Origin of the sequence: Haloferax sp. Q22 (assembly GCF_001482285.1) — an archaeon.
Classification (GTDB): domain Archaea; phylum Halobacteriota; class Halobacteria; order Halobacteriales; family Haloferacaceae; genus Haloferax.
This window is the reverse complement of sequence record NZ_LOEP01000003.1, coordinates 1-19,753: the sequence shown is the minus strand read 5'-3', so window position 1 is coordinate 19,753 and position 19,753 is coordinate 1. Positions and strand designations below refer to the sequence as shown.

Annotated in this window: 21 protein-coding genes and 1 pseudogene; 6 read left to right on the top strand and 16 right to left on the bottom strand. The window is 68.4% G+C overall.

Annotated features, from left to right (window positions below; genetic code table 11):
• Window positions 1-78: 78 nt before the first annotated feature.
• Window positions 79-1,158 carry a deoxyhypusine synthase gene (locus tag AM590_RS00270; RefSeq protein WP_058825693.1) on the bottom strand — a complete coding sequence of 360 codons (1,080 nt, stop codon included), beginning with the start codon at window positions 1,156-1,158 and terminating at the stop codon, window positions 79-81.
• 147 nt (window positions 1,159-1,305) lie between these two features.
• On the opposite strand from AM590_RS00270, the gene AM590_RS00265 reads away from it, so the two are divergent.
• Complete coding sequence (locus AM590_RS00265) at window positions 1,306-2,355, top strand: methyltransferase (protein ID WP_058825692.1); 1,050 nt, start codon at window positions 1,306-1,308, stop codon at window positions 2,353-2,355.
• A 24-nt stretch (window positions 2,356-2,379) separates the two neighbouring features.
• On the opposite strand, the gene AM590_RS00260 is transcribed toward AM590_RS00265, so the two are convergent.
• The 6 genes from AM590_RS00260 to AM590_RS00235 form a co-directional block, all read right to left on the bottom strand.
• Window positions 2,380-3,141, bottom strand: a complete 762-nt coding sequence (locus AM590_RS00260; RefSeq protein ID WP_058825691.1) for a Nif3-like dinuclear metal center hexameric protein — start codon at window positions 3,139-3,141, stop codon at window positions 2,380-2,382.
• A gap of 54 nt (window positions 3,142-3,195) precedes the next feature.
• Window positions 3,196-4,017 carry an agmatinase gene (gene speB, locus AM590_RS00255; protein WP_058825690.1) on the bottom strand — a complete coding sequence of 274 codons (822 nt, stop codon included), beginning with the start codon at window positions 4,015-4,017 and terminating at the stop codon, window positions 3,196-3,198.
• Between the two features lie 15 nt (window positions 4,018-4,032).
• Window positions 4,033-4,407, bottom strand: a complete 375-nt coding sequence (locus tag AM590_RS00250) for a translation initiation factor IF-5A (RefSeq protein WP_058825689.1) — start codon at window positions 4,405-4,407, stop codon at window positions 4,033-4,035.
• Between the two features lie 95 nt (window positions 4,408-4,502).
• Window positions 4,503-4,931, bottom strand: coding sequence for a DUF5518 domain-containing protein (locus AM590_RS00245; RefSeq protein WP_058825688.1), 429 nt, complete (start codon window positions 4,929-4,931; stop codon window positions 4,503-4,505).
• Window positions 4,932-4,988: 57 nt separating this feature from the next.
• Window positions 4,989-6,665 carry an AarF/ABC1/UbiB kinase family protein gene (locus tag AM590_RS00240; RefSeq protein WP_058825687.1) on the bottom strand — a complete coding sequence of 559 codons (1,677 nt, stop codon included), beginning with the start codon at window positions 6,663-6,665 and terminating at the stop codon, window positions 4,989-4,991.
• 8 nt (window positions 6,666-6,673) lie between these two features.
• Window positions 6,674-7,042, bottom strand: a complete 369-nt coding sequence (locus tag AM590_RS00235) for an Hsp20/alpha crystallin family protein (protein ID WP_004975518.1) — start codon at window positions 7,040-7,042, stop codon at window positions 6,674-6,676.
• Window positions 7,043-7,186: 144 nt separating this feature from the next.
• On the opposite strand from AM590_RS00235, the gene glp reads away from it, so the two are divergent.
• The 3 genes from glp to AM590_RS00220 all read left to right on the top strand — a co-directional run bounded on the left by glp (window position 7,187) and on the right by AM590_RS00220 (window position 11,157).
• Complete coding sequence (glp, locus tag AM590_RS00230) at window positions 7,187-8,407, top strand: gephyrin-like molybdotransferase Glp (protein WP_058825686.1); 1,221 nt, start codon at window positions 7,187-7,189, stop codon at window positions 8,405-8,407.
• A complete protein-coding gene (locus AM590_RS00225; protein ID WP_058825685.1) occupies window positions 8,404-10,299 on the top strand; it encodes a molybdopterin biosynthesis protein in 1,896 nt (631 codons plus the stop codon). Before glp ends, AM590_RS00225 begins: the two co-directional genes overlap by 4 nt.
• Before the next feature lie 111 nt (window positions 10,300-10,410).
• The gene (locus AM590_RS00220; RefSeq protein ID WP_008095760.1) at window positions 10,411-11,157 is read left to right on the top strand and encodes a response regulator; all 747 of its coding nucleotides are present in this window, start codon (window positions 10,411-10,413) and stop codon (window positions 11,155-11,157) included.
• Between the two features lie 89 nt (window positions 11,158-11,246).
• Here AM590_RS00220 and AM590_RS00215 read toward each other — a convergent pair whose 3' ends face one another.
• From AM590_RS00215 to AM590_RS00205, 3 genes are read right to left on the bottom strand one after another with little or no spacing between them, the layout of a single operon-like run.
• Window positions 11,247-11,915 carry an HAD family hydrolase gene (locus tag AM590_RS00215; protein ID WP_058825684.1) on the bottom strand — a complete coding sequence of 223 codons (669 nt, stop codon included), beginning with the start codon at window positions 11,913-11,915 and terminating at the stop codon, window positions 11,247-11,249.
• Between the two features lie 46 nt (window positions 11,916-11,961).
• Window positions 11,962-12,357: an LWR-salt protein gene (gene lwrS / locus AM590_RS00210; protein WP_058825683.1), complete on the bottom strand. Its 396-nt coding sequence runs from the start codon at window positions 12,355-12,357 to the stop codon at window positions 11,962-11,964.
• Window positions 12,354-12,629 carry a 4a-hydroxytetrahydrobiopterin dehydratase gene (locus AM590_RS00205; RefSeq protein ID WP_058825764.1) on the bottom strand — a complete coding sequence of 92 codons (276 nt, stop codon included), beginning with the start codon at window positions 12,627-12,629 and terminating at the stop codon, window positions 12,354-12,356. Before AM590_RS00205 ends, lwrS begins: the two co-directional genes overlap by 4 nt.
• Before the next feature lie 42 nt (window positions 12,630-12,671).
• On the opposite strand from AM590_RS00205, the gene AM590_RS20200 reads away from it, so the two are divergent.
• On the top strand, window positions 12,672-13,202 hold the full coding sequence (locus AM590_RS20200; protein WP_058825682.1) for a hypothetical protein: 531 nt from the start codon (window positions 12,672-12,674) through the stop codon (window positions 13,200-13,202).
• Window positions 13,203-13,283: 81 nt separating this feature from the next.
• Here the strand turns inward: AM590_RS20200 and hemA are convergent, their stop codons facing one another.
• From hemA to AM590_RS00180, 4 genes are all read right to left on the bottom strand, one after another.
• The gene (gene hemA / locus AM590_RS00195) at window positions 13,284-14,678 is read right to left on the bottom strand and encodes a glutamyl-tRNA reductase (protein WP_058825681.1); all 1,395 of its coding nucleotides are present in this window, start codon (window positions 14,676-14,678) and stop codon (window positions 13,284-13,286) included.
• Window positions 14,675-15,322, bottom strand: a complete 648-nt coding sequence (locus AM590_RS00190) for a bifunctional precorrin-2 dehydrogenase/sirohydrochlorin ferrochelatase (RefSeq protein WP_058825680.1) — start codon at window positions 15,320-15,322, stop codon at window positions 14,675-14,677. The genes hemA and AM590_RS00190 overlap by 4 nt, the downstream gene beginning before the upstream one ends.
• A gap of 1 nt (window position 15,323) precedes the next feature.
• Window positions 15,324-16,385, bottom strand: coding sequence for an Lrp/AsnC family transcriptional regulator (locus tag AM590_RS00185; protein WP_058825679.1), 1,062 nt, complete (start codon window positions 16,383-16,385; stop codon window positions 15,324-15,326).
• A 164-nt stretch (window positions 16,386-16,549) separates the two neighbouring features.
• Window positions 16,550-16,948, bottom strand: coding sequence for a DUF5778 family protein (locus AM590_RS00180; RefSeq protein WP_058825678.1), 399 nt, complete (start codon window positions 16,946-16,948; stop codon window positions 16,550-16,552).
• Between the two features lie 147 nt (window positions 16,949-17,095).
• Between AM590_RS00180 and uppS the strand changes: the two genes are divergently transcribed.
• A complete protein-coding gene (gene uppS, locus AM590_RS00175; RefSeq protein WP_058825677.1) occupies window positions 17,096-18,025 on the top strand; it encodes a polyprenyl diphosphate synthase in 930 nt (309 codons plus the stop codon).
• A gap of 27 nt (window positions 18,026-18,052) precedes the next feature.
• Here the strand turns inward: uppS and AM590_RS00170 are convergent, their stop codons facing one another.
• Together AM590_RS00170 and AM590_RS00165 are read right to left on the bottom strand one after the other, a co-directional pair.
• Complete coding sequence (locus AM590_RS00170) at window positions 18,053-19,411, bottom strand: serpin family protein (RefSeq protein ID WP_058825676.1); 1,359 nt, start codon at window positions 19,409-19,411, stop codon at window positions 18,053-18,055.
• Window positions 19,412-19,487: 76 nt separating this feature from the next.
• Window positions 19,488-19,664: pseudogene (locus AM590_RS00165) on the bottom strand (Rz1 protein precursor-related protein); the annotation flags it as partial.
• Window positions 19,665-19,753 lie beyond the last annotated feature (89 nt).

Genomic DNA, 19,753 nt, shown 5'->3' with positions numbered 1-19,753 from the left:
TATCCCACCTGACGCGATTCGATGCGACGCAACGGCCGGTAGCGCGGACCGACGCGGCCGTCTGCGGGCCTCGCGGCGTTACTCGATTCGCTCGCGCGCCGCGGCGACGAGCAGCGGGAGCATGATGGTCGCGTCGCCGAGGACCGTCGTGTTGCGGGCGTCCTTCTCCAGTTTGCCCCACGAGCGCGCCTCGTCGAGCGTCGCGCCCGAGAGGCCGCCGGTCGCGGCGGGGTCCATCGTAATCTGGACGCCGTAGTCGTACGCGCCGGGCGTGACGAGCATCGTCTGGAGCGTGAAGTTCTTCGGGACGCCGCCGCCGACGAGGAGACAGCCGGCCGTGTCGGCGTCGTACGCGAGGTCGGTCAGCGGCGTCATGTCGGCCAGCGCGTCCAGCGAGAACGACGAGGTCTGCGAGTACATCCACGCCTGTAGGCCGAGGACGGAGTCCTGAACTGCCGGACAGTAGATGGGCACGTCGGCCTCGTAGGCCGCGGCGGCGACGCCGGCGTCTTCCTCGATTCCCTCGCGGTCGTTGACCTCGCTGTTAGCGCGGCCGAGTTCGCGGCAGAGGTCGGCGATGCTGACGGTTCCCTCTTCCTCCAGCGCCGGGAACACCTCGTCGCGTAGGTGCGACTCGAACAGCGCGAAATGCTCCTGCGGGAGATAGACGTTGTAGATGCGGTCGACCTCCTCGTCGCGGAGCGTCTCGTCGTGCTCGCGTTCGGTCTTCTCGCCGTGGTGCTCGGCCCCGTGTTCCCGCGAACCGTGCGAGAGGGAACTGGACGGGTCCGGATGGGCCCGTCCGTGGTGGTGTTTGCCGCCGATGGCTTCGATGGCGTCGTGGGTGAGGTTCGCACCGGTCGTCACGAGGGCGTCCACGTAGCCGTCGCGGATAAGGTCGGAGACGACCTTGCGCATCCCCGTCGGGACCATCGCGCCGGCAAGCGACATGAACACCGTGCAGTCGTCGTCGGCCAGCATCTCGGCGTAGATGTCGGCGGCCTCGTGCACGTCGGCCGCGCCGATGCCCGCGTGGCCGTACTGCTCGACTAACTCGCCGACGGTCATGCCGCCGCGGACCTCGGCGTGGCCCAGCGGGTCGTGTTGGAACTCCTCGCGGTCCGGCATCTCGTAGCCGTCATCGTCGTGGTCGCTCATGCCAAGGAGTGCGTCGGCCGAGCGTTTGAACGCCCCGGTCCGACGGGACCGTGCCGGGCGTTGCCGGTCGCTGCGCACTCGGTCCCTCTCTCGGTGTTGGCGGACATCCCCCGCAAGGTTATCCTGTCTGTCGTGCCATCTATTAGCATGCCAGTACGCCCGAATTTCCTCGAACGGCTCGTGCTCCACCGACTCAACAGGGGGCCGGCACCGCTTCTGGACCTGTTCGGGGCGGCGGGGTTCGAGTCACTCGCCCTCGCGCTGGATATCGGCGTTTTCGAGGCGCTCGCCGACGCCGATGAGCCGCTCTCGGCGAGCGCGCTGGCCGCCCGCGTCAACGCCCACCCGGACGGGCTCGCGATGCTGTGTGATTTCCTCGTGACCGAGGGCTATCTCTCGACCGCGGACGACGGATACGGGCTCACGGCGATGACCGAGTCGTGGCTCCTCGCGCGGTCCGAGACGAACATGGGGCCGTGGTTCACGTTCTGGGACGAACTCGTCTTTCCCTTCTGGGAGAGGGAGCTCGAAACCGCGGTCAGGGAAGGTGAACCGAGCCAGACGATTTACGAGTGGTTCGACGAGGAGCCCGCCCGATGGGAAACCGCACAGGACGGCTTTCGGGCCACGGCGTCGCTGCTCGTCGACGACGTCGTCGAGGCGATGACCGTTCCACCGGGAGCGACCCGGCTCGTCGACATCGGTGGCGGCCACGGGCTGTACGCGTTCGAGCTCTGTCGGCGACACCCGAACCTCTCGGCGACCGTCTTCGACGTTCCCGGCGCGGTCGAGACGCTTCGAAACGACGTCCCGCCCGACGTGGTGGACTCCATCGACACGCGGGCGGGCGACTACCGAACTGACGACCTCGGCGACGAGTACGATGTCGCGCTGCTGTTCAACGTGATACACGCTCACGACCCCGCGGAGAACCGCGCGCTCTTCGAGCGCGTCGCCGACGCGCTCGCCCCCGGGGGACGGCTCGTCGTGCTCGACCAGTGGGAGGGAAGCGGGCGCACCCCGGTCAGCCGGGCGGGCCTGCGGTTCGTCGCCTTGACCTACCTGACGACGCTCGGCGCGACGGTGTACTCGACCGACGAGGTTCGCTCGTGGCTCCGCGCCGCCGGGTTCTCAGGCGTCGAGCAACGCGGTGTCGGCCCGCTCCCCGGCGTGGCGATTCTGGAGGCGACGAAGTGACCGCCGCCGACCCGCTGCCGCGGATTATAGCCCAGTCGGGTGACTGACGTACTCGGTCTCCAGCCCCCACTCGTCGGCGAGGTCGCGCAGGCTCCGCACTCCGAACGTCTCGGTCGCGTAGTGGCCAGCGAGGAACACCGAGATTCCGGCCTCGCGCGCCTCGTGGTACACCTTCTGTTTCCCCTCGCCGGTGACGAGCGCGTCGACGCCGCGGTCGATGGCCTCGTCCAGCCAGTCGACGCCGGAGCCGGTGACGACTGCGACCGACGAAAGCTCGTCGGGGCCGAAGTCGAGGACGGTCGTGCCCGCGCTGCCGTCCAGTTCGTCGAGCGCCGCCCGGACCTCGTCGGCCGTCTTCGGCGACTCGAAGGTCCCCGCCTGCCCGATGTGAATCGGCCCGAGCGACCCGAACGGCTCGGTGTCAGTTAGTCCGAGGTGGTCCGCGACGCCGGCGGCGTTGCCGACTTCCTGATGGCCGTCCAGCGGAAGGTGCGAGACGTAGAGCGCGAGGTCGCCGCGAAGCAGCGGCTCGATGCGGTCGAAGTCGCGACCCGTCACTCGGTCGAGGCCACCCCAGACGAGGCCGTGGTGGACGACGAGGAGGTCGGCGTCGGCGGCGAGCGCGGCGTCGATAGTCGCTTCCGCGGCGTCGACCGCGAAGGCGACGTTCTCGACCGATTTCTCGGCGGGGCCGACCTGCAGGCCGTTTGCGCTGGCGTCCACGTCGGCGAACTCGTCGGTCGCGAGCGTCTCGTCGAGTCGGGCGACGATGTCGGAGAGCTGCATACCGGGGAGTCGTGACTCGGGGACTTGTAAGGAACGGGGTTCGCTTCGGGACGGTTACTCGTCTGCCCGCCCGGCGGCGTGTGAGAAGACGAACTCCCGGAGGAGCTTCGCCGCCAGCGACGCGGCCTGTCCGTCGTCGCGGTCGTTGACCTCGACCACGTCGAAGCCGTCGGCGTGGGGCGCGACCGCTCGGACCGCGTCTCGTATCTCCCGGGAGGTGAGCCCGAACGGCTCTTTGGTTCCCGTGCCGGGCGCGAACGCCGGGTCCGCGGCGTCGATGTCGACGCTCAGGTAGACCGACTGGTCGTCGTCGAACTCGGGCTCCCAGTCGGCGACTGCCTCGGGTTCGACCACGGTCACGTCGTCGGCCTCGGCGCGCTTCCACTCGCCGGGTGAGCCGGTTCGCGCGCCGAGAATCACGGCCTCGTCGACGTCGAGTTCGTCGAGGACGCGGCGGGTGACGGTGGCGTGGCTCCACTCGTTGCCGTCGTACTCGCGACGGAGGTCGAGGTGGGCGTCGAGACAGACGAACACGTCGGGTTCGACGCCGGTGACGCCGGCGGCGGTGACGGTGTGTTCGCCGCCGAGGACGATTGGGACGGCGTCGTCCCAGACGGCGTCGCGGGCGCTCCCGGCGAGCCATTCGACGTACTCAGGTGCGTCGTCCCACGCGCGGACGTCGCCCGCGTCGTGGACGCGTAAGTCAGTGAAAAACTGGTCGGTGCGCCGGTCGTAGTCGTCGAACGACTCGGCGAACCGACGGATTCGATTCGGTCCGAAACGGGTTCCGGGTTGGAAGGACGTCGAGATGTCGAGCGGAGCGCCGAGAAGCACGTAGTCGGCGACCTCGCGGTCTGCGATTGCTCCGGGAAACATCTCTGTGGCCCCCGTTTAGACGATTTTTCGCTGGCCTTCGTATTCGAGGTACTCGATCTCGTCTTCGGGGTTGAGGTCTTCTTCCTCGGGGATGCGCATCGTGAACGTCTGGTAGGTCTCGAGGTCCATGATCTGGGCGTCCTCGCCGGTGACGGAGACGACCTGACCCTGCTTCCGCTCGATGATGGGGACCCACACCTTCGCGTCGACAGGCTGGGAGAGCGAGCGCTTCTTGCTGTCGAAGACACCGCGCGCTTCGACGCGCGCCTTCGCGCTGCCGTGCTTACCGGGCTTTGCGGTACTGTAGGCGTAGATTTTGCACGGCTTTTCTTCCATCATGACGTAGCTCCCTTCTTGGAGCTCGCGCACCTGCTTCTGCTCTTTCGCCATGTCTCTCCGTTATCGGATGGAGGGTATAAACGGTTTGGAACCGTCTTCGCACGCGAATCCTTGCCGTGAACGTCGCGAGCGGGTGGCCCGAACAGTCACGCGTCTTCGACCGCGTCGGCCTCGGCCATCTCGGGGTCGAACCACGTCCCCGCCGCGTCCCGTCTGGCGAGGCTCCCGAGCGCCCCGGACGCGACGTTCGGGAGCGAGAGCGCCAGCATGATGGCGGTCGTCAGCTCACCCGCCGTCTCGAACATCGGAATAAGGTACTGGAACGGAAAGAGAATCGGCGTCCGTTCGAGGAAGGTGAGAAGCACGGAGACCGGCATGAGCAGACAGCCCCAGACGACGCCGGCCATGAGGCCGTGCCAGCCGCCGTCGGCGGGGTCGGTGCCGACGACGTAGCCGGCGAGCGCGCTCCCCGTGACCCCCCCGACGAGGGTGAACTGGCCCGTCATCGCGTAGACGAGCGATTCGGTGCATGCGGCGAGACACACCCCCACGAACACCGGTCGCCACTCCGTCATGAGCGAGAGTGTATCGGCGGGAACCGATAAAATTACGCGTTCGATTCTCAGCTTTGATTACTCTCTGCGGCGCTCTTTGAGGTTCTGCCGGGTGAACTGCGGCGTCGCCCGGAGCCCCTTCCGCGAGCGGAACGACCGCCAGAGGAGCAGGGCGACGACGCCCGTCGGCGCGCCCGCCGCGCCGACCGCGACGAGATTCTCCGGGTTCAGCGCGTAGATGATGACCGTCGAGACGAAGCCGAACGACAGGAAGATGCCGTAGATGAGCCGCTTGGCCAGTTTGTCGAGGATGCCGCGGTTGTCCTCCAGCCGAACGTTGAGTGTCAGGTTGTCACGGTCGGCCCGGTCGAGGACGCGTTCGAGTTTGGGCGGCACGCGGAACAGCGACTGGGCGGTCTTTTGACCCTGCTGGCCGACGCCCTCGATGATTTTCTGGACGCTCTCTTCCCGGTACCCCTCCTCCGTCAGGTAGTCGGTCGCCACCGAGATGAAGTCGAACTCGGGGTCGAGCGTGACGCAGACCCCCTCGACGACGCCGGCGACCCGGAGCACGAGCGCGAGATTCCGTGGGAGTCGAAGCGGGAACTCGTAGATGGTCGATTCCACCTGTTCGAGGATCTGGTTGACGCGGTACTGCTCGATGTCGTCGCCGCGGGCGTCGGCGATGGCGAGTTCCATCACGTCGCCCATCACCTGCCGGTCGACGTTCGGGCTGAGCGTCCCCATCTCGATGAGCGTGTCGAGGATGCCGTCGACGTCCTGGTTGGCGACGGCGATGTAGAACTCCACGATTTTGTCCTGGATGAACGGGTCGACCTCGCCGTGCATCCCGAAGTCGTAGAAGATGATGCGGCCGTCGTCGGTCACGGAGAGATTCCCCGGGTGGGGGTCGGCGTGGAAGACGCCGTCCTCGACGATCATCTGGAGGTAGATTCGCTGGAGATTCGTCGCCAGTTCGGTCCGGTCGACGCCGAGGTCGTCCAACGCGTCGATGTTGTTTATCTTGGTCCCGGGGAGGTACTCCATCGTGAGCACACGGTCGTCGGAGCGCTCGGGAATCGGTTCGGGGATGACGAGCGTGTCGTCGTCCGCGAAGTTCTCCTGAATCTCGACGAGCGTCTCGGCCTCCTCGTCGTAGTCCATCTCCTCGCGGATGGTCTTGGCGAACTCGTCCGCGAGGTTCTCCAGCGAGAACGCCCGCCCCTCGCCGATAAAGCGCATGAGGAGCGGCATCGACCACCGGATGACCCGGAGGTCGGCCTCGACGAGGTCCTCGATGCCGGGCCGGCGGACCTTGACGGCGACCTTCTCGCCTTCGTACTCGGCGACGTACACCTGCCCGAGGCTCGCGCCGCTTATCGGCTCGGTGTCGAACGCGTCGAACGCTTCCTCGACGGGACCGAGTTCCGCTTCGAGGACGGCTTTCGACTCGTCCCACGGCGCGGCCGGTACGTCGTCTTGGAGGCTTCCGAGCACCTCGATGTACTCCGGCGGGAGGATGTCGGGGCGCGTCGACAGCAGTTGTCCGAGCTTGATGAACGTCGGCCCGAGCGTCAGTAGCGACTCCAAGAGGACGTCGGCGCGCTTGACGCGCATCTCGGTCGTGACGCGTCGGCCGCCGCCGAACAGGAGGTATTTCCGCTTGTCACGGGTGTACGCGACGATGAGCGGGAAGAACTGGTACAGGACGACGAGGAACCGCCAATAGGCGCGGAGGTTGACCAGCGTGACCACCCGCCTCGTCAGGCGTCTTCGTCGCCGGTGGTAATGGGGATGGTCCGCTCGGAGGCGGCTTCGCGCTTGGGGAGCCGGATTTCCAGCGTCCCGCGCTCCATCGACGCCTCGGCCTCGTCGGCCACAGCGTCAGGTGGAAGGGGGACTTCGGCGTCGAGGAACAGCGGTCGTTCCTCGCGGACGTAGTCGAACTCGGCGGGAAGCCGCTTGTCGCGTCGCGCTTCGACGACCAATCTGCCCTTCTCGACCCGGAGTTCCGCCGTCTCAGCGGTCACGCCCGGGAGGTCGAGGACCAAGAGGTAGGACGTCTCGGACTCCAACAGGTCGGCGAACACCGCGTCCGGGAGGTCGGACAGCGCGTCGCGCAGTGCTGACATGAACGCTCATAGGGAGTCGGGGTCGAAAAACCCGGCGGTCTCGCGCGAGCGCGCGGGCGCGAAGACGCAAACGATGTGGCTCGGGAATCGCCCGCCGACGCGTCCGAGGCCGACGCTTTTTGCCCCCCGAACCGAAGGGTCGGTATGAACCACGACGACCGACGCACGGCCGGGTTCAAGCAACGAACACGGTTGTCGGACGCCCGCGAGGCGCTCCTCGCGGCGGCGACGCCGCACGACCGAACCGTGCGCCGACCGCTCGCCGATGCCGACGGCCGGGCGCTCGCGGAAGACGCGGTCGCGCCCGCGGACGTGCCCGGCTACGACCGCGCAGCCATGGACGGCTACGCCGTCCGCGCGTCGGACACCTTCGGCGCGAGCGGCCGCTCGCCGAACGTTCTCCGAATCGTCGACGGGCCGGTCGAGCCGGGGACGGCCGCCCGCGTCCACACCGGCAGCGACGTGCCCGACGGGGCCGACGCCGTCGTGATGGTCGAACACACCGAACGACTCGGCGACGAACTCGAAGTGTTCGACGCGCTCGCGGAGGGCGAGAACGTCGGCGAGCGCGGCGAGGACGTGCGCGAGGGAACGCCGCTGTTCGAGGCCGGCCACGAGCTTCGCCCGTCGGACATCGGCCTGCTTCGCTCCGTCGGCGTCGAGGCGGTGACGGTGTTCGAACGCCCCCACGTCTCGGTCATCCCGACCGGCGAGGAACTCGTCGAATCCGACCCCGGCCCCGGCGAGGTCATCGAGACCAACGGCCTGACCGTCTCCCGACTGGTCGAACGCTGGGGCGGCGAGGCGAGCTACCGCGACATCGTCGTCGACGACGCCGACCTGCTCCGCGAGGCCGTCGAATCGGACCTCGACCACGACGTGGTCGTCACCACCGGCGGGTCCTCTGTCGGCGAGCGCGACCTCATCCCCGAGGTCATCGACGACATCGGTGAGGTGCTGGTCCACGGCGTCGCACTCAAACCCGGCCACCCGGTCGCGGTCGGCGTCGTCGAGGACACGCCGGTCGTGATGCTCCCCGGCTACCCGGTCGCCTGCGTCGTCAACGCCTTCCAGTTCCTCCGGCCGGTGTTGAAGCACGTCGGCTCGCTCCCCGAGCGTCCCCTGCCGACGCAGGAGGCGACGCTCACCAGGAAAATCCCGAGTTCGCCGGGTACGCGGACGTTCGCCCGCGTCAAACTCGACACGTCGGGCGACGAGGCGACCGCCGAGCCGACCCGGACGAGCGGGTCGGGCATCCTCTCCAGCGTCGCGCTCGCGGACGGGTGGGTCGTCGTCCCGGAGGAGATAGAGGGCTACGACGAGGGCGACACGGTCGCCGTCGAGGGCTGGGAGTGGTCTGCATGAGAAAGCAGTTCCGCGACCTCGCCTCTCCGGAGGAAGCGCGCGAGGCCATCGCGTCGCTCGACCTGACGCCCGACGCCGAGACGGTGGCGCTCGAAGACGCCCGCGGCCGCGTCCTCGCCGAGCGAATCGACGCCGAACTCGACGTGCCCGGCTTCGACCGCGCGAGCATGGACGGCTACGCGGTCCGCGCCCGCGACACCTTCGGTGCGAACGAGGCCGAGCCGGTCGAACTCGACCTCGCCGGGGCGGTCCACGCCGGCAACGAACCGGACGTGGCGGTCGATCCCGGAACCGCCGTCGAAATCTCCACCGGCGCGGTGATGCCGCCGGGCGCGGACGCCGTCGTCATCGTGGAGCGAACCGAGGAGCGAGACGGCTCGCTCGTCGTCTACTCGTCGGTCGCCCCCGGCGACAGCGTGATGCCCGCCGGGACCGACATCGCCGCCGGCGCTCGCGCCCTCGGCCCCGGAACACGACTGACGCCGCGCGAAATCGGTCTGCTGTCGGCGCTCGGCGTCGACGAGGTGCCGGTCCGCGGGACGCCGACCGTGGGCATCGTCTCGACCGGCGACGAGCTCGTCCGGCCGGGCGAAGAGCTCCGCCCGGAGGCGGGCGAAATCTACGACGTGAACTCCTACACCATCGCCGCGGGGGTCGAAGAGGCCGGCGGCGTCCCGAAGCTCTACCCCCACGCAGGCGACGACTACGAGGAGCTGGAGCGCCTGCTCCGACGGGCGGCCGACGAGTGCGATCTCGTGCTCTCGTCGGGCTCCACGTCCGCGAGCGCGGTCGACGTCATCTACCGCGTCGTCGAAGAGCGCGGCGAACTCCTGCTGCACGGCGTCTCCGTCAAGCCCGGGAAACCCATGCTCGTCGGCACGCTCGGCGAGGGGAGCGCCTACGTCGGCCTCCCCGGCTACCCGGTCTCCGCGCTCACCATCTTCCGGACGTTCGTCGCGCCGGCAATCCGCGACGCCGCCGGCCTCCCGGAGCCTCGGACCGCGACGGTCGAGGGGACGATGGCCACCCGCGAGCGGTACGCCGAGGGCCGGACGCGGCTCATGCCGGTCGGACTGGTCGCCGACGGCGACGGAAAGACGCTCGTTTACCCCGTCGACAAGGGCTCGGGAGCGACGACGAGCCTCGTCGAGGCCGACGGCGTCGTCGAGGTTCCGGCCGACGTGGAGTACCTCGCCGAGGGCGAGTCGGTGACGGTCCACCTGTTCTCGCCCGACGTTCGCGCGCCGGAACTGCTCGGCGTCGGCGAGGACGACCCCGCGCTCTCGCGCCTGCTCGACCGCGTGTCGTCGCCGCGGTATCTCCCGTTCGGCTCCCGCGAGGGCCTGCGACGACTCAGGGACGAAATCGCTGACGTGGCCGTCGTCGCGGGCGACCAGGGCGGCGCAGTCGAGGAAATCGACGCGGTCGAACTCGGCTCGTGGACGCGCGAATGGGGCCTCGTCGTCCCCGACGGCAACCCGGACGAGGTGTCCGGGCTCGCGGACCTCGTCGACGACGACGACCTCAGCTTCGTCAACCGCGATTCGAACTCCGGGCTGCGGACCGACCTCGGGAACGCCGTCGCCGCCCTCGCGAATGAGCGCGGGACGACCAGACACGAACTCGTCGAGGCCATCGAGGGATTCGACCGCGGGACGAAAGCGTTCGAGAGTCCGGCGCGAGCGGTCGCCGCCGGCCGCGCTGACGCCGGTCTCGGCCTTCGGGCCACCGCCGACTCGCTCGGGCTCGGTTTCGTCTCGCTCGGCAAACAGCGGGTCGCCGTCCTCGCGAACCCGGCCCGAATCGATAAACTCGGCGTCGCCTCGCTTCGCGACGCGCTCGCGACGAGCGACGACGCGATTGCCGGCCTCACAGGGTTCGAGAGGGCCTGAACGCCGCCGTAACCCTTTAGAAACCGGCCGTAGTCCGTTTAGATATTCATCTCCCGCTGAAGTATAAAATAAGTAGAACGTTTTTATCCGCGTAGCGTGTACAATTGGTATATGAACCGCCCTCTGAAGGTCCTTCACGTCGACGACGACCCCGAGATGCTCGCCCTCTCGGAAGCCGCGTTCCGCCAACTCGACGCCGTCTCTCTTCTGACTGCCGAGTCGGCGACCGAGGCGCTCGGTGTCATCTCGGCTGAGTCGGTCGACTGCGTCGTGAGCGACTCGCTCGTGCTCCCCAACGGGGTGCCGCTCGTCAAAGCCGTTCGGCAAGAACACGCCGATATCCCAATCCTCCTGTTCACGGCGAAATCGTGGCCCGAGGTCGCCGACGTCGCCTCGACCGCCGGCGTCACCGAGTACGTCCAGAAAGCGGGCCCCGGCGACCTCGCGACGGTCCTCCAGCGTGTCCGGAGCCTCGTCGACGACGACAGCGTCGACTCCGCGCTCGCGGTTGGCGCGTCCGCGGTCACGCAGGCGCTCGAAGAACACGCCGACGCAGCCGCCGAAGCCACGTTCAGCCTCGACGACAACTGGGAGCTCGTCGGGCAGTGGCTCGGCGACGAGGAACTCGGTATCGTCGTCGTCGAGGCCGTCGAGTCCTACGGCGGGCTTTCGGCCATCGAAACCCCACTGTACGAGTACATCGACACCGACGCGCTCGAAGAACTGCTTCGACCCGTCGTCGAGGCCGAAGAGCGTCCCGGCATCGAAGTCCGGTTCCCCTACGAGGACATTCAGGTCGCCGTCACGAGCACCGGCGATATCTTCGCTCGGCCGACGCCCGAGCAGACGCTGTCCTGAGCGCTCTCCCCCCCGAGCGTCGATTTCTCTGTTCTTCTCTGTGGACCGCCGCTCCCGTCGCAGCACCGCTTCGAGCGGAATCGCCCCGTTCAGCGGGACCGAACGAGGTCGTCGAAGCTCTCGACGCGGTACTCGCCGAGCACGCACCGTCCGCGGTGTTCGGGTCCGTGGCGCTCGACGTGGATGCCGTCCAAGCCGGCGTTCCACGCGGCCCCGATGTCGCTTTCGCCGTCACCGGCGAGGACGCCCGCGGTGCCGCCGTCGGTCAGGACCCGGTCGTCGAGTCCCAGTTCGCCGATAGCGCGTCGCACCGGCGCGGCGTCGGGTTTCCACCCAGTTTCCTCGGTACAGCAGACGACGGCGTCGAACCAGTCGCGCACGTCGAGGTGGTCCAACACGGGGTCGGTCAGGAACTGCTGGCAGTGCGTGACGATGCCGACCGGCCGGCCGGCGGCGTGAATCTCTTCGATGAGGCGCTCGGCGTCGTCGTGGAGGTACGTCACTTCGGCTCGCTTTGCGGGGTCTTCCTCGCGGTGGAACGCGGGCCAGAACTCGGCGGGGTCGATGCCCCACTCGCGGAGCATCGGGTCGCGCGCGCCGCCGAGACCGTGCCAGATGGTCTCGGCTTCGCGGTCCGTGAACTGACGACCCAGTCGGTCGCCGACCCGGTCGAACACGTCACGCGTGTACGACCACTCGGCATCGACGAGGGTCCCATCGAGGTCGAACAGCCAGAAATCGTAGTCATCGGCGACCATTCGGACAATACAGTACGTCAGGCGTGGATAAATGTCTTCCCCCGCGTCAGGAACCGCCCGATTCGACGCGAATCGCGCTCCCGAAGTACTTGTGGAGCACCTCGCGGACCGACTCGGCGTTGAACGCGCCGAGGTCCGCGGCGACGGCCTCGCGGAACGCGTCCAGCGACGCCTCGTCGGCCCGGAGTTCGGAGAACGAACACGAGACGACGGGCACGTCGAGCCACGACGCCGCGAGGTCGCGGGCGTGGCGTTCGTCGTTCACCTCGCCCCGCCAGAGCGCGTCACGGAACAGCAGCCAGCCCTCCTCGCCGGGCGGTGGGGGCGTGACGCGGACAGTGGTCTCGAACTCCCGCGGGTCGGTCTCGACGCCCCCGGCCGAATCGAGGCGGAAGCGGACCCGGAAGACGTAGGTGAGCGTCGCGGTCCCCTCGTCGCTCACAGTTCGTCGTCGAACAGGTCGGCGAGCCGGAGGTCCTTGTCGGTGATGCCGCCCTCCTCGTGGCTCGTGAGGCGGACCTCGACCTCCTGGTACCGAATCGTTATCTCGGGGTGGTGGAACTCCTCTTCTGCGACCTCGCCCACGCTGGCGGCGAACGCCACCCCGTCGAGGTAGTCGTCGAACTCGTAGACGCGGACGATTTCGTCGCCGTCGCGTTCCCAATCCGACCCGAGTTGTGCGTCGATTTCGTCGTCCGAGAGCAGGTCTGCCATGCCGAACCCGTCGGGTGGCATCCCGATAAGGATTCTGCCGGATTGTCAAGTCGTGTCCGCGCGGACGACGAACCGCGGCCCGGTCAGGAGTCGCCGCCCATCGCGGTCGCGAGCGACTCGTCCCGTGACCGCGACCTCGTCGCCGCGGGCGACGACGCCGGTCTCTCCGTCGTCTTCGTCGTCTCCGTCGCCGCCGAACACCACGTGTCCGGCCGGCGGGACGCGGACCCGAACCTCGCCGGTGGCGTCCCGGAGGACGAACGGGCGGGTCGCGCGGCCGACGACGATGCGCCCGCCCTCACCTCGCCGGTCGTCGTCCGTGCGCTCGTCTTCCCGCCAGACCTCGACCGCCGGCCCGTCGCCCGCGACTCCCGCGACCGTGCCGACGACGGTCGCCCGAACGACGCCGGCGAGGTCGCGAACCCGTCGTTTCGGTGTCGAATCGACGAGGCGGCGACGCGCTCGCGCTCGGAGGCGGTTCACGAGGCGGCGGCCGACCGCCGGGAGCGCGTGGCAGGCGGCTTCTCGGTGGCCGGCGTCGGTACGGGAACGACGCACGAAGCCCGTCGCTGACGGTCTGGGCGGTGACATCGTCGCGGAGTGGCCCCGTGTTCGGATAAGAAGGTTCGGCCAGTCGGCCGCGTCGGCGGCCCGTCAGTCGTCCGAGAGCTGTTCGAGGACGCGCCGGGGCACCTCGCCTTCGAGCGCCTCGCGGTCGAGGTCCTCCGGCGGCTCGCCGGAGAACTCGATGGACGGCCCGGACGGCTCGGACGGGTCGGCCGAGTCCGACGCGCCGAGGTCGTCGAATCCGGGGTCGAACAGCCGCATGGCGGTCTGGATGGTCGTCCAGTCGTCGTCGCCGGCGGCGTCGCGGAGGCTCTTGGTCGGCGCGGCGAGGATCTGGCCGATGAGCGCGTCCGCGAGCGATTCGACCGTCTCGCGCTGTTCGTCGGTGAGGTCGCCCTGCGCTTCGAGCTTCGACAGCGCCGTCGACACCTCGCGGCGCTTGACGTGCTCTGCGGCCTCGTACATCGAACTGATGGCCTCGTCGGCGCGCTTGCGCTTGTAGGCGGCGAGCAGGCGGTCGAACTCCTCGTCTATCATCGTCTCGACCTCGCGGGCGGCGTGTTCTCGGCGCTCCGCGGTCCGGTCGGTCACCGTTTCGAGGTCGTCGATATCGCGGACGCGGACGCCGTCGAGGTCGTCGGCGGCGGGGTCCACGTCGCGCGGTTGGGCGATGTCGATGAGCATCGTCTCGGAGGCGTCAACCAACTCCTCCGGCGTGACGACGTACTCGGGGCTGCTCGTGGCCGTGATGACGAGGTCGGCGTCGCGGAGGCGACCGCGGAGGTCGCCCAGTCCGGTTGCGGTCGAGACGCCCGGAACCTCGCGGGCGAGGTGGCGGGCGTTGGCGACCGTCCGGTTCGCGACGACGAGGTCGCCCACGTCGACCGACGCGAGCGCCTTCGTCGCGAGCGTGCCCATCTCGCCGGCCCCGACGACGAGGGCGTCGACCTCGCCGATGGGGGCGGCAAGTTCGGCCCGTGCGAGCCTGACGGCGGCGCTCCCGAGCGAGACGGCACCCTCGTTGATGGCCGTCTCCTCGCGGGCGCGTTCGCCGACGTGGACGGCCTTCATGAGCGCGTCTTCCAGCATCGGGCCGATGGCGTCCTGCTCGCGGGCGGCCTCGATGCCGGCTTTGACCTGTCCGAGAATCTGGTCCTCGCCGAGGACGAGCGATTCGAGCCCCGACGCCACCCGCATGAGGTGGCGGAGGGTCTCTTCGTGGTCCATGTGGCGGACGCTTCCGTCTCGAACGTCGGGAGCGAAGTCGTCGAGCGCGCGGCGGCCGTCGGTCGCGTCGTCGGTGACGACGTACGCCTCGGCGCGGTTACACGTCTGGAGCGAGAACGCCTCGGAGACGCCGTCGCAGGCGAGGAGTCGCTCGACGACGGTCTGAACGTCGTCGCTCGAAGCGGCTTCTATCTCGCGAACGCTGGCCCGGTCGTGGGCGACGCTTACACCGGAGATGACGCCCGAATCTCTCATGAATCACCTCGCTGTGTGTCTCGTATCACGCGCGCTGCCTCTTGGCGGGGGTTTGCATCGCCGGTACGTAAAGCCTTCCAAACTGACGGGTTTCGCACGACCGCGCGAATCGCATCACGGCGCTCTGTTGGTGACCGGTCGGACGCCTTGAGCTCCGCGCGAAGCTCCGCGGTCAGCGCGGCCATCTCGCCTGCTCCCTCCAACTCGGCTTCGACGCGCTCTCGGAGGTGCTTCGAGAGGGCGGGGCTCGCGCCGCCGGTCGTAATCGCGACCGACACGTCGCCGTCCTCGATGGTGGCCGGGACGACCACGCTCCCCGCGTCGCGCTCGCCGCTCCGGTCGGCCCGGTTGACCAGCGCGCCGGCCTCTCGGGCCGCCGCGACGACGGCGTCGTTCACCGCCTCGTCGTCGGTCGCCGCGACGACGAGCGCCGGAGTGAACCGCTCGACCCAGTCAGGAACCTCGTCGGGTGCGGGGGCCGCCCGAACGAGTTCTGAGTCACCGAAATCACGGTCGGCGAACTCGGGGCTGACGACGACGGTCCGCGCCTCGCGGGCGAACCGGCGGGCCTTCCGCGCGCCGACGGGGCCGCCTCCGAAGACGACGACCGTCTCGTCGGAGAGGTCGTGGACAAGCGGAATCATCTCACTCCGTGTTCGCCTCGGCTCGTTCGTCCAGTCTGATTCCCGTCTTCTTCAGGATGCGCGTCGAGAACAGGGTGTCCCAGTCGTCGTCACCCACGTCCCAGTAGTCGCCCATGACCTCGCGCACCTGTTCGATGCGGGCCTCGCTCTCCTCCTCGGAGCGGCCGTGGGTCATCGCGAAGAAGTTGTACGGCCAGACGCCCTCGTGTCGCGGCCGGCGGTAACAGTGGGTGACGAAGTCCAGCGAGGCGATTTCGGGGCCGACCTCCGTCACGAGGTCGTCGGGGACGTTCCAGACGGTCATCCCGTTTTCCGAGTAGCCGAGCGCGTAGTGGTTCGGGATGACGCCGACGCGGCGAACCTTCCCCTCAAGATTGAACCGCTTGATGGTCTCGACGACCCACGCCGGCTTCTGTCCGATGGCCTCGGCCACGTCGGCGTAGGGCGTCTCCGTAATCGGTAGGCCGCCCTGAATCTCCATGACGAGGTCGCGCTCGTCGGGCGTCAGGGTGCGCGCGTCTGTCGGCTCCACGTCGGGGCCGAGCTGCGAGAGGTCGAGGTCGCCGTCCGAGATGGGTCCGTCGAGGAGGAACTTCGCGCCGACGTGGAACTCGCGGCGCTTGGGCATGTTGTACGTCGCTTGGCCCGTCTCGTCCTCGATGTCGCCGAGCACCTCGTCAACCCGCGACGCCTCGGCGACCGAGACGACGAACCACATGTTCAGGTGGGGATGCTCGCGCTCGTAGTTGTGCGCGACCTCGCGGTGGGCGTTCACCTGCTCGGCCACCTCGTCGAACCGCTCCGGTGGCGCGTGCATGGCGACGAGCGTCGCCGTGCCGCCGATTTCCTCGGCGTTGACGAGCGCGCCGAACCGGGAGAGAACGCCTTCCTCGTCGAGCGTCCGCACCCGCTCGCAGAGGTCGGCCGCCGACACGTCCACGCCCCGCTCGCGCAGTGCGGCCGCCGCGGGCTCGAAGGGACGTTCGACGACGGGGAAGCCGCCCTGGAAGGCGTTGACGATGGCGCGGTCGAGACGAGAGAGGTCCGCGTCCGCCTGTATCATGCGCGTCACTCGGGATGCGAGGCGGATAAACGCCTCGCTTGTTCTCACTGCGATGAACCGAGGTGAACGCCCGGCGAGCCGCCGGTGAACGGCCGACACGGGCGGAGCGAGTGCCCTCGCTCACGAAGTAAAAGAGGTGTCTCGTCGTCGAGTCGCCGCCGCGCTCAGGGAACCGGCGTGACGCGGTCGACGTCGTCGAGCGCTTCGAGGCCCTCGACGATGGCGTCGTGGTCGGCGATGGCTTCGTAGTAGAACACGAGGTCGAACGTGCCGTCGCGGACGAGCTGTTGGCACTCCCAGACGAACTCGTCGTCCTCGACCGAGAGCCCTTGGAACTGGTTGGACGAGAAGTCGGTGTCATCGTTGCCGGCGTAAATCCACGCGTCGCCCTTCCCCGCGTGCTCGGCGATGACTTCGTTGATTTCGACGGTCAACTCCTGCATCTCCAGGTCCTCGCGGCTGGTGAGGTCGGTGTGGACGATGGCCCCGACGAGTTCGATATCGCCGGGTTCGAGCAGCGCGAGGGTCCGCTGGTAGAGGTCCTCGTCGATGGTCTCGCTCATACCCGAGTCTTCTCGGGGAGGTACAAACGGATGGCGATTCGTCGCCCGGCGTGATGGCCCGTCATTTTGTGGCAGCCTCCGGCCTCGGGACACCGTGTGACGGTGTAACCCACAAGACACATAGCCCCGGAATGCAACCGACGGTACATGTTCGGGTGGGTCCAACGCGGCTTTCGGCGCGCCTACGAGCGGGTGCTCGACCGGGAGATAGGCGACGGGCCGACCCACGTCGCCATCATCCAGGACGGCAACCGCCGGTACGCCCGGAAGAACGGCGACGACGCCCCCGACGGCCACAAGGCGGGCGCGCAGACGACCGAGGACGTGCTGACGTGGTGTGAGGAACTCGGCATCGAGGAACTGACGCTGTACACGTTCTCGACCGAGAACTTCGATCGGCCGGAACACGAGCGCCAGCCCCTCTTCGACCTCATTGAGGACAAGCTCTACGAGTTCGCCGACGCCGACCGCGTCCACGAGCGCGAGGTCGCCGTCCGCGCCATCGGCGAGGTCCACATGCTCCCCGACCGCGTCCGCGACGCCGTCGAGTACGCGGAGTCGCGGACCGCCGACTACGACAGCTTCACGCTCAACATCGCCCTCGCGTACGGCGGCCGGGCGGAACTCCTCGGGGCCGCACGCGACGTCTGTCGGGCGGTCGAGCGCGGCGACCTCTCGCCCGACGAGGTGGACGTGTCGGCGGTCGACCGCCGCCTGTCCAGAAAGCCCGTCCGCGACGTGGACCTCATCATCCGCCCCGGCGGCGACGAGCGCACCTCGAACTTCCTGCCGTGGCACGCCAACGGCAACGAGGCCGCCGTCTACTTCTGTGCGCCCTACTGGCCGGAGTTCTCGAAAGTCGACTTCCTGCGAGGCATCCGCACCTACGAGTCCAGAGAGCAGTCGTGGCAGCGCACCCGCACCGAACGCGCCGTCACGCTCGTCCGGGCCGTCGCCGAAGTCGAGTTAGAGGACGCCCGCACCGTCGCCGGTCGCCTCCGCGAGCAACTCCCCTCGTCGGGGGCCGACGAGGTGTCCGCCGAGTTGGCCAAGCGGACCGACGAGACGGCCGACTGAGTCGGTCGCCCCGAGCTGTTTTCGCGGCTATTCGCCGCCCTGCGCAACCCCGGCGTCGACGACGCGACCGTAGAACAGAATCGCGTCCGTCGGCCGGTCGCGGATGCAAAACAGGAACGGCCGGTCGAACCGGAGTTCGCCCCAACTCGGCGGCAGCGAGGTCGCGACTGGAACGCCCGTGGCCGCCGCGGCCTCCGTCCCCTCCTCGTCCACGGAGACGAACGACTTGTGGAACACCTCGTCGATGGCGAGGTTTGCCCCATCGCCCTCGGCCATTCCGCCGAAGTCTGCATTCGAGTCGAACGCGGCGGGCATCCCGAGATTCGACAGCGCCTCCGAGAGTTGGACCTCGGTCTCGAACTCGAACCGCGGGAGCACGACGTCGCCGATTCGCTCTCGCATCTCCTCGAAGACGCCGAACAGCCGACTCGCGGTCAGACTCTGCTCGAACGACTCGAATTCGCCTTCGTCGGGAAGCAGTAGCACCATCGACACCTCCTGGCCCAGGTACGGGAATTCGACGGCCTTCGCGTTCGGGAGGTCGGCGTAGTTCGCCTTGAGTTCCTGCCGCATGAGCGGCACGGTCGACTTGGAACCGTCTAGTGCGGTGAACGTCCCGTCTTCGGTGTCCTCGGAGTCGAACGTGTGCGCCCACTGCGCCATGAAATAGATGGCGTTGGTGAGGACGAGCACCGTGTCGGGTGTGACGGAGCCAGCCGGAAGCAGGTCCTCGATTCGACCCTCCGTCTGGTCGGCGACCCACTCGTTGATTCGTGCTCGCTCTCTGTCCGGGTCGCCGGCGAAGTCGGCCCGTCGAAGCCCCGCCCCGTAGTTCGATTCGAGACGGTCGAGGAATGCGTCCGAGAACGCGAACCCCTCGCGGCCCCACAGCGCGTTCGCCACGGCCAGTCGGAAGGCGTCGGCTTCGCCGCCATCCCAGTCCCGAGTCGTCTCCCGCTCTTCGAGCGCCGCCCGTAGGTCCGCGAACGCCGGGTGAACGTCCTCCCCGAGCGTGTAGTTGAGCGTCGCTTCCATCTGTTCGCGAGTCGTCCCGCGAGCGCCCGCGTAGGTCATCGCCAACGCGACGGAGATGCTGTACGGCGAGAGGAACTGGTTGCCGCCCTGTTCGGACGCGACCTGTCGGTGCAGGTCGAGGGCGAACTCGGCGTTGCCGGCCGCGAGCGCGGCCAGTTGCTCGTCGTCCACGCTCGGTTCGCCGGTCGGCGGTTCGTCGTTCGGGGTCTCTGTCGGCGCGTCCGTGGTCGCAGTCGCGGTGGTCGTCGTCTCGGTCTCGGTCTCCGCGGCCGACTGCTCGTCGCCCGTACAGCCGGCTATCGTCGAGGCGGCGAGCGCCCCCGACAGTGCCAACATCTCGCGGCGGTTCATGTCGGAAGGTTCAGCGGTCTAACAATATATCTTCTGTACGCACAAACAGCCGTTTGAGAGACTGCGGCGAGTCACCCTACCGGCGAACCCGCCGCTGGAACGTCCGCCAGCAGAACCATCCCAGAAACGCGGCGCTCTGCCCGAGGACGATGGCGACGAACTCGGCTTCGTACCGCGGCCCCAACAGTAGCACCGCCCCGCCGTAGGCGGCGGTCGGAACCCACGAGCGCCAGCCCTCGTAACGCGATTCGAGGGAGGGTGTCATAGAACGATTAGCACACCAAAGAGCAGGGTGAATGCTGAGGTGGAATGAGCTCAGCGACCCTGCAAGATGATCCTTCG

What these genes read in the sequence shown, in the direction of transcription:
- AM590_RS00270 (WP_058825693.1), bottom strand. Translation starts at nt 1,158, where the DNA reads ATGAGCGACCACGACGATGACGGCTACGAGATGCCGGACCGCGAGGAG.
- AM590_RS00265 (WP_058825692.1), top strand. Translation starts at nt 1,306, where the DNA reads ATGCCAGTACGCCCGAATTTCCTCGAACGGCTCGTGCTCCACCGACTC.
- AM590_RS00260 (WP_058825691.1), bottom strand. Translation starts at nt 3,141, where the DNA reads ATGCAGCTCTCCGACATCGTCGCCCGACTCGACGAGACGCTCGCGACC.
- speB (WP_058825690.1), bottom strand. Translation starts at nt 4,017, where the DNA reads ATGTTTCCCGGAGCAATCGCAGACCGCGAGGTCGCCGACTACGTGCTT.
- AM590_RS00250 (WP_058825689.1), bottom strand. Translation starts at nt 4,407, where the DNA reads ATGGCGAAAGAGCAGAAGCAGGTGCGCGAGCTCCAAGAAGGGAGCTAC.
- AM590_RS00245 (WP_058825688.1), bottom strand. Translation starts at nt 4,931, where the DNA reads ATGACGGAGTGGCGACCGGTGTTCGTGGGGGTGTGTCTCGCCGCATGC.
- AM590_RS00235 (WP_004975518.1), bottom strand. Translation starts at nt 7,042, where the DNA reads ATGTCAGCACTGCGCGACGCGCTGTCCGACCTCCCGGACGCGGTGTTC.
- glp (WP_058825686.1), top strand. Translation starts at nt 7,187, where the DNA reads ATGAACCACGACGACCGACGCACGGCCGGGTTCAAGCAACGAACACGG.
- AM590_RS00225 (WP_058825685.1), top strand. Translation starts at nt 8,404, where the DNA reads ATGAGAAAGCAGTTCCGCGACCTCGCCTCTCCGGAGGAAGCGCGCGAG.
- AM590_RS00220 (WP_008095760.1), top strand. Translation starts at nt 10,411, where the DNA reads ATGAACCGCCCTCTGAAGGTCCTTCACGTCGACGACGACCCCGAGATG.
- AM590_RS00215 (WP_058825684.1), bottom strand. Translation starts at nt 11,915, where the DNA reads ATGGTCGCCGATGACTACGATTTCTGGCTGTTCGACCTCGATGGGACC.
- AM590_RS00205 (WP_058825764.1), bottom strand. Translation starts at nt 12,629, where the DNA reads ATGGCAGACCTGCTCTCGGACGACGAAATCGACGCACAACTCGGGTCG.
- hemA (WP_058825681.1), bottom strand. Translation starts at nt 14,678, where the DNA reads ATGAGAGATTCGGGCGTCATCTCCGGTGTAAGCGTCGCCCACGACCGG.
- AM590_RS00190 (WP_058825680.1), bottom strand. Translation starts at nt 15,322, where the DNA reads ATGATTCCGCTTGTCCACGACCTCTCCGACGAGACGGTCGTCGTCTTC.
- AM590_RS00185 (WP_058825679.1), bottom strand. Translation starts at nt 16,385, where the DNA reads ATGATACAGGCGGACGCGGACCTCTCTCGTCTCGACCGCGCCATCGTC.
- AM590_RS00180 (WP_058825678.1), bottom strand. Translation starts at nt 16,948, where the DNA reads ATGAGCGAGACCATCGACGAGGACCTCTACCAGCGGACCCTCGCGCTG.
- uppS (WP_058825677.1), top strand. Translation starts at nt 17,096, where the DNA reads ATGTTCGGGTGGGTCCAACGCGGCTTTCGGCGCGCCTACGAGCGGGTG.
- AM590_RS00170 (WP_058825676.1), bottom strand. Translation starts at nt 19,411, where the DNA reads ATGAACCGCCGCGAGATGTTGGCACTGTCGGGGGCGCTCGCCGCCTCG.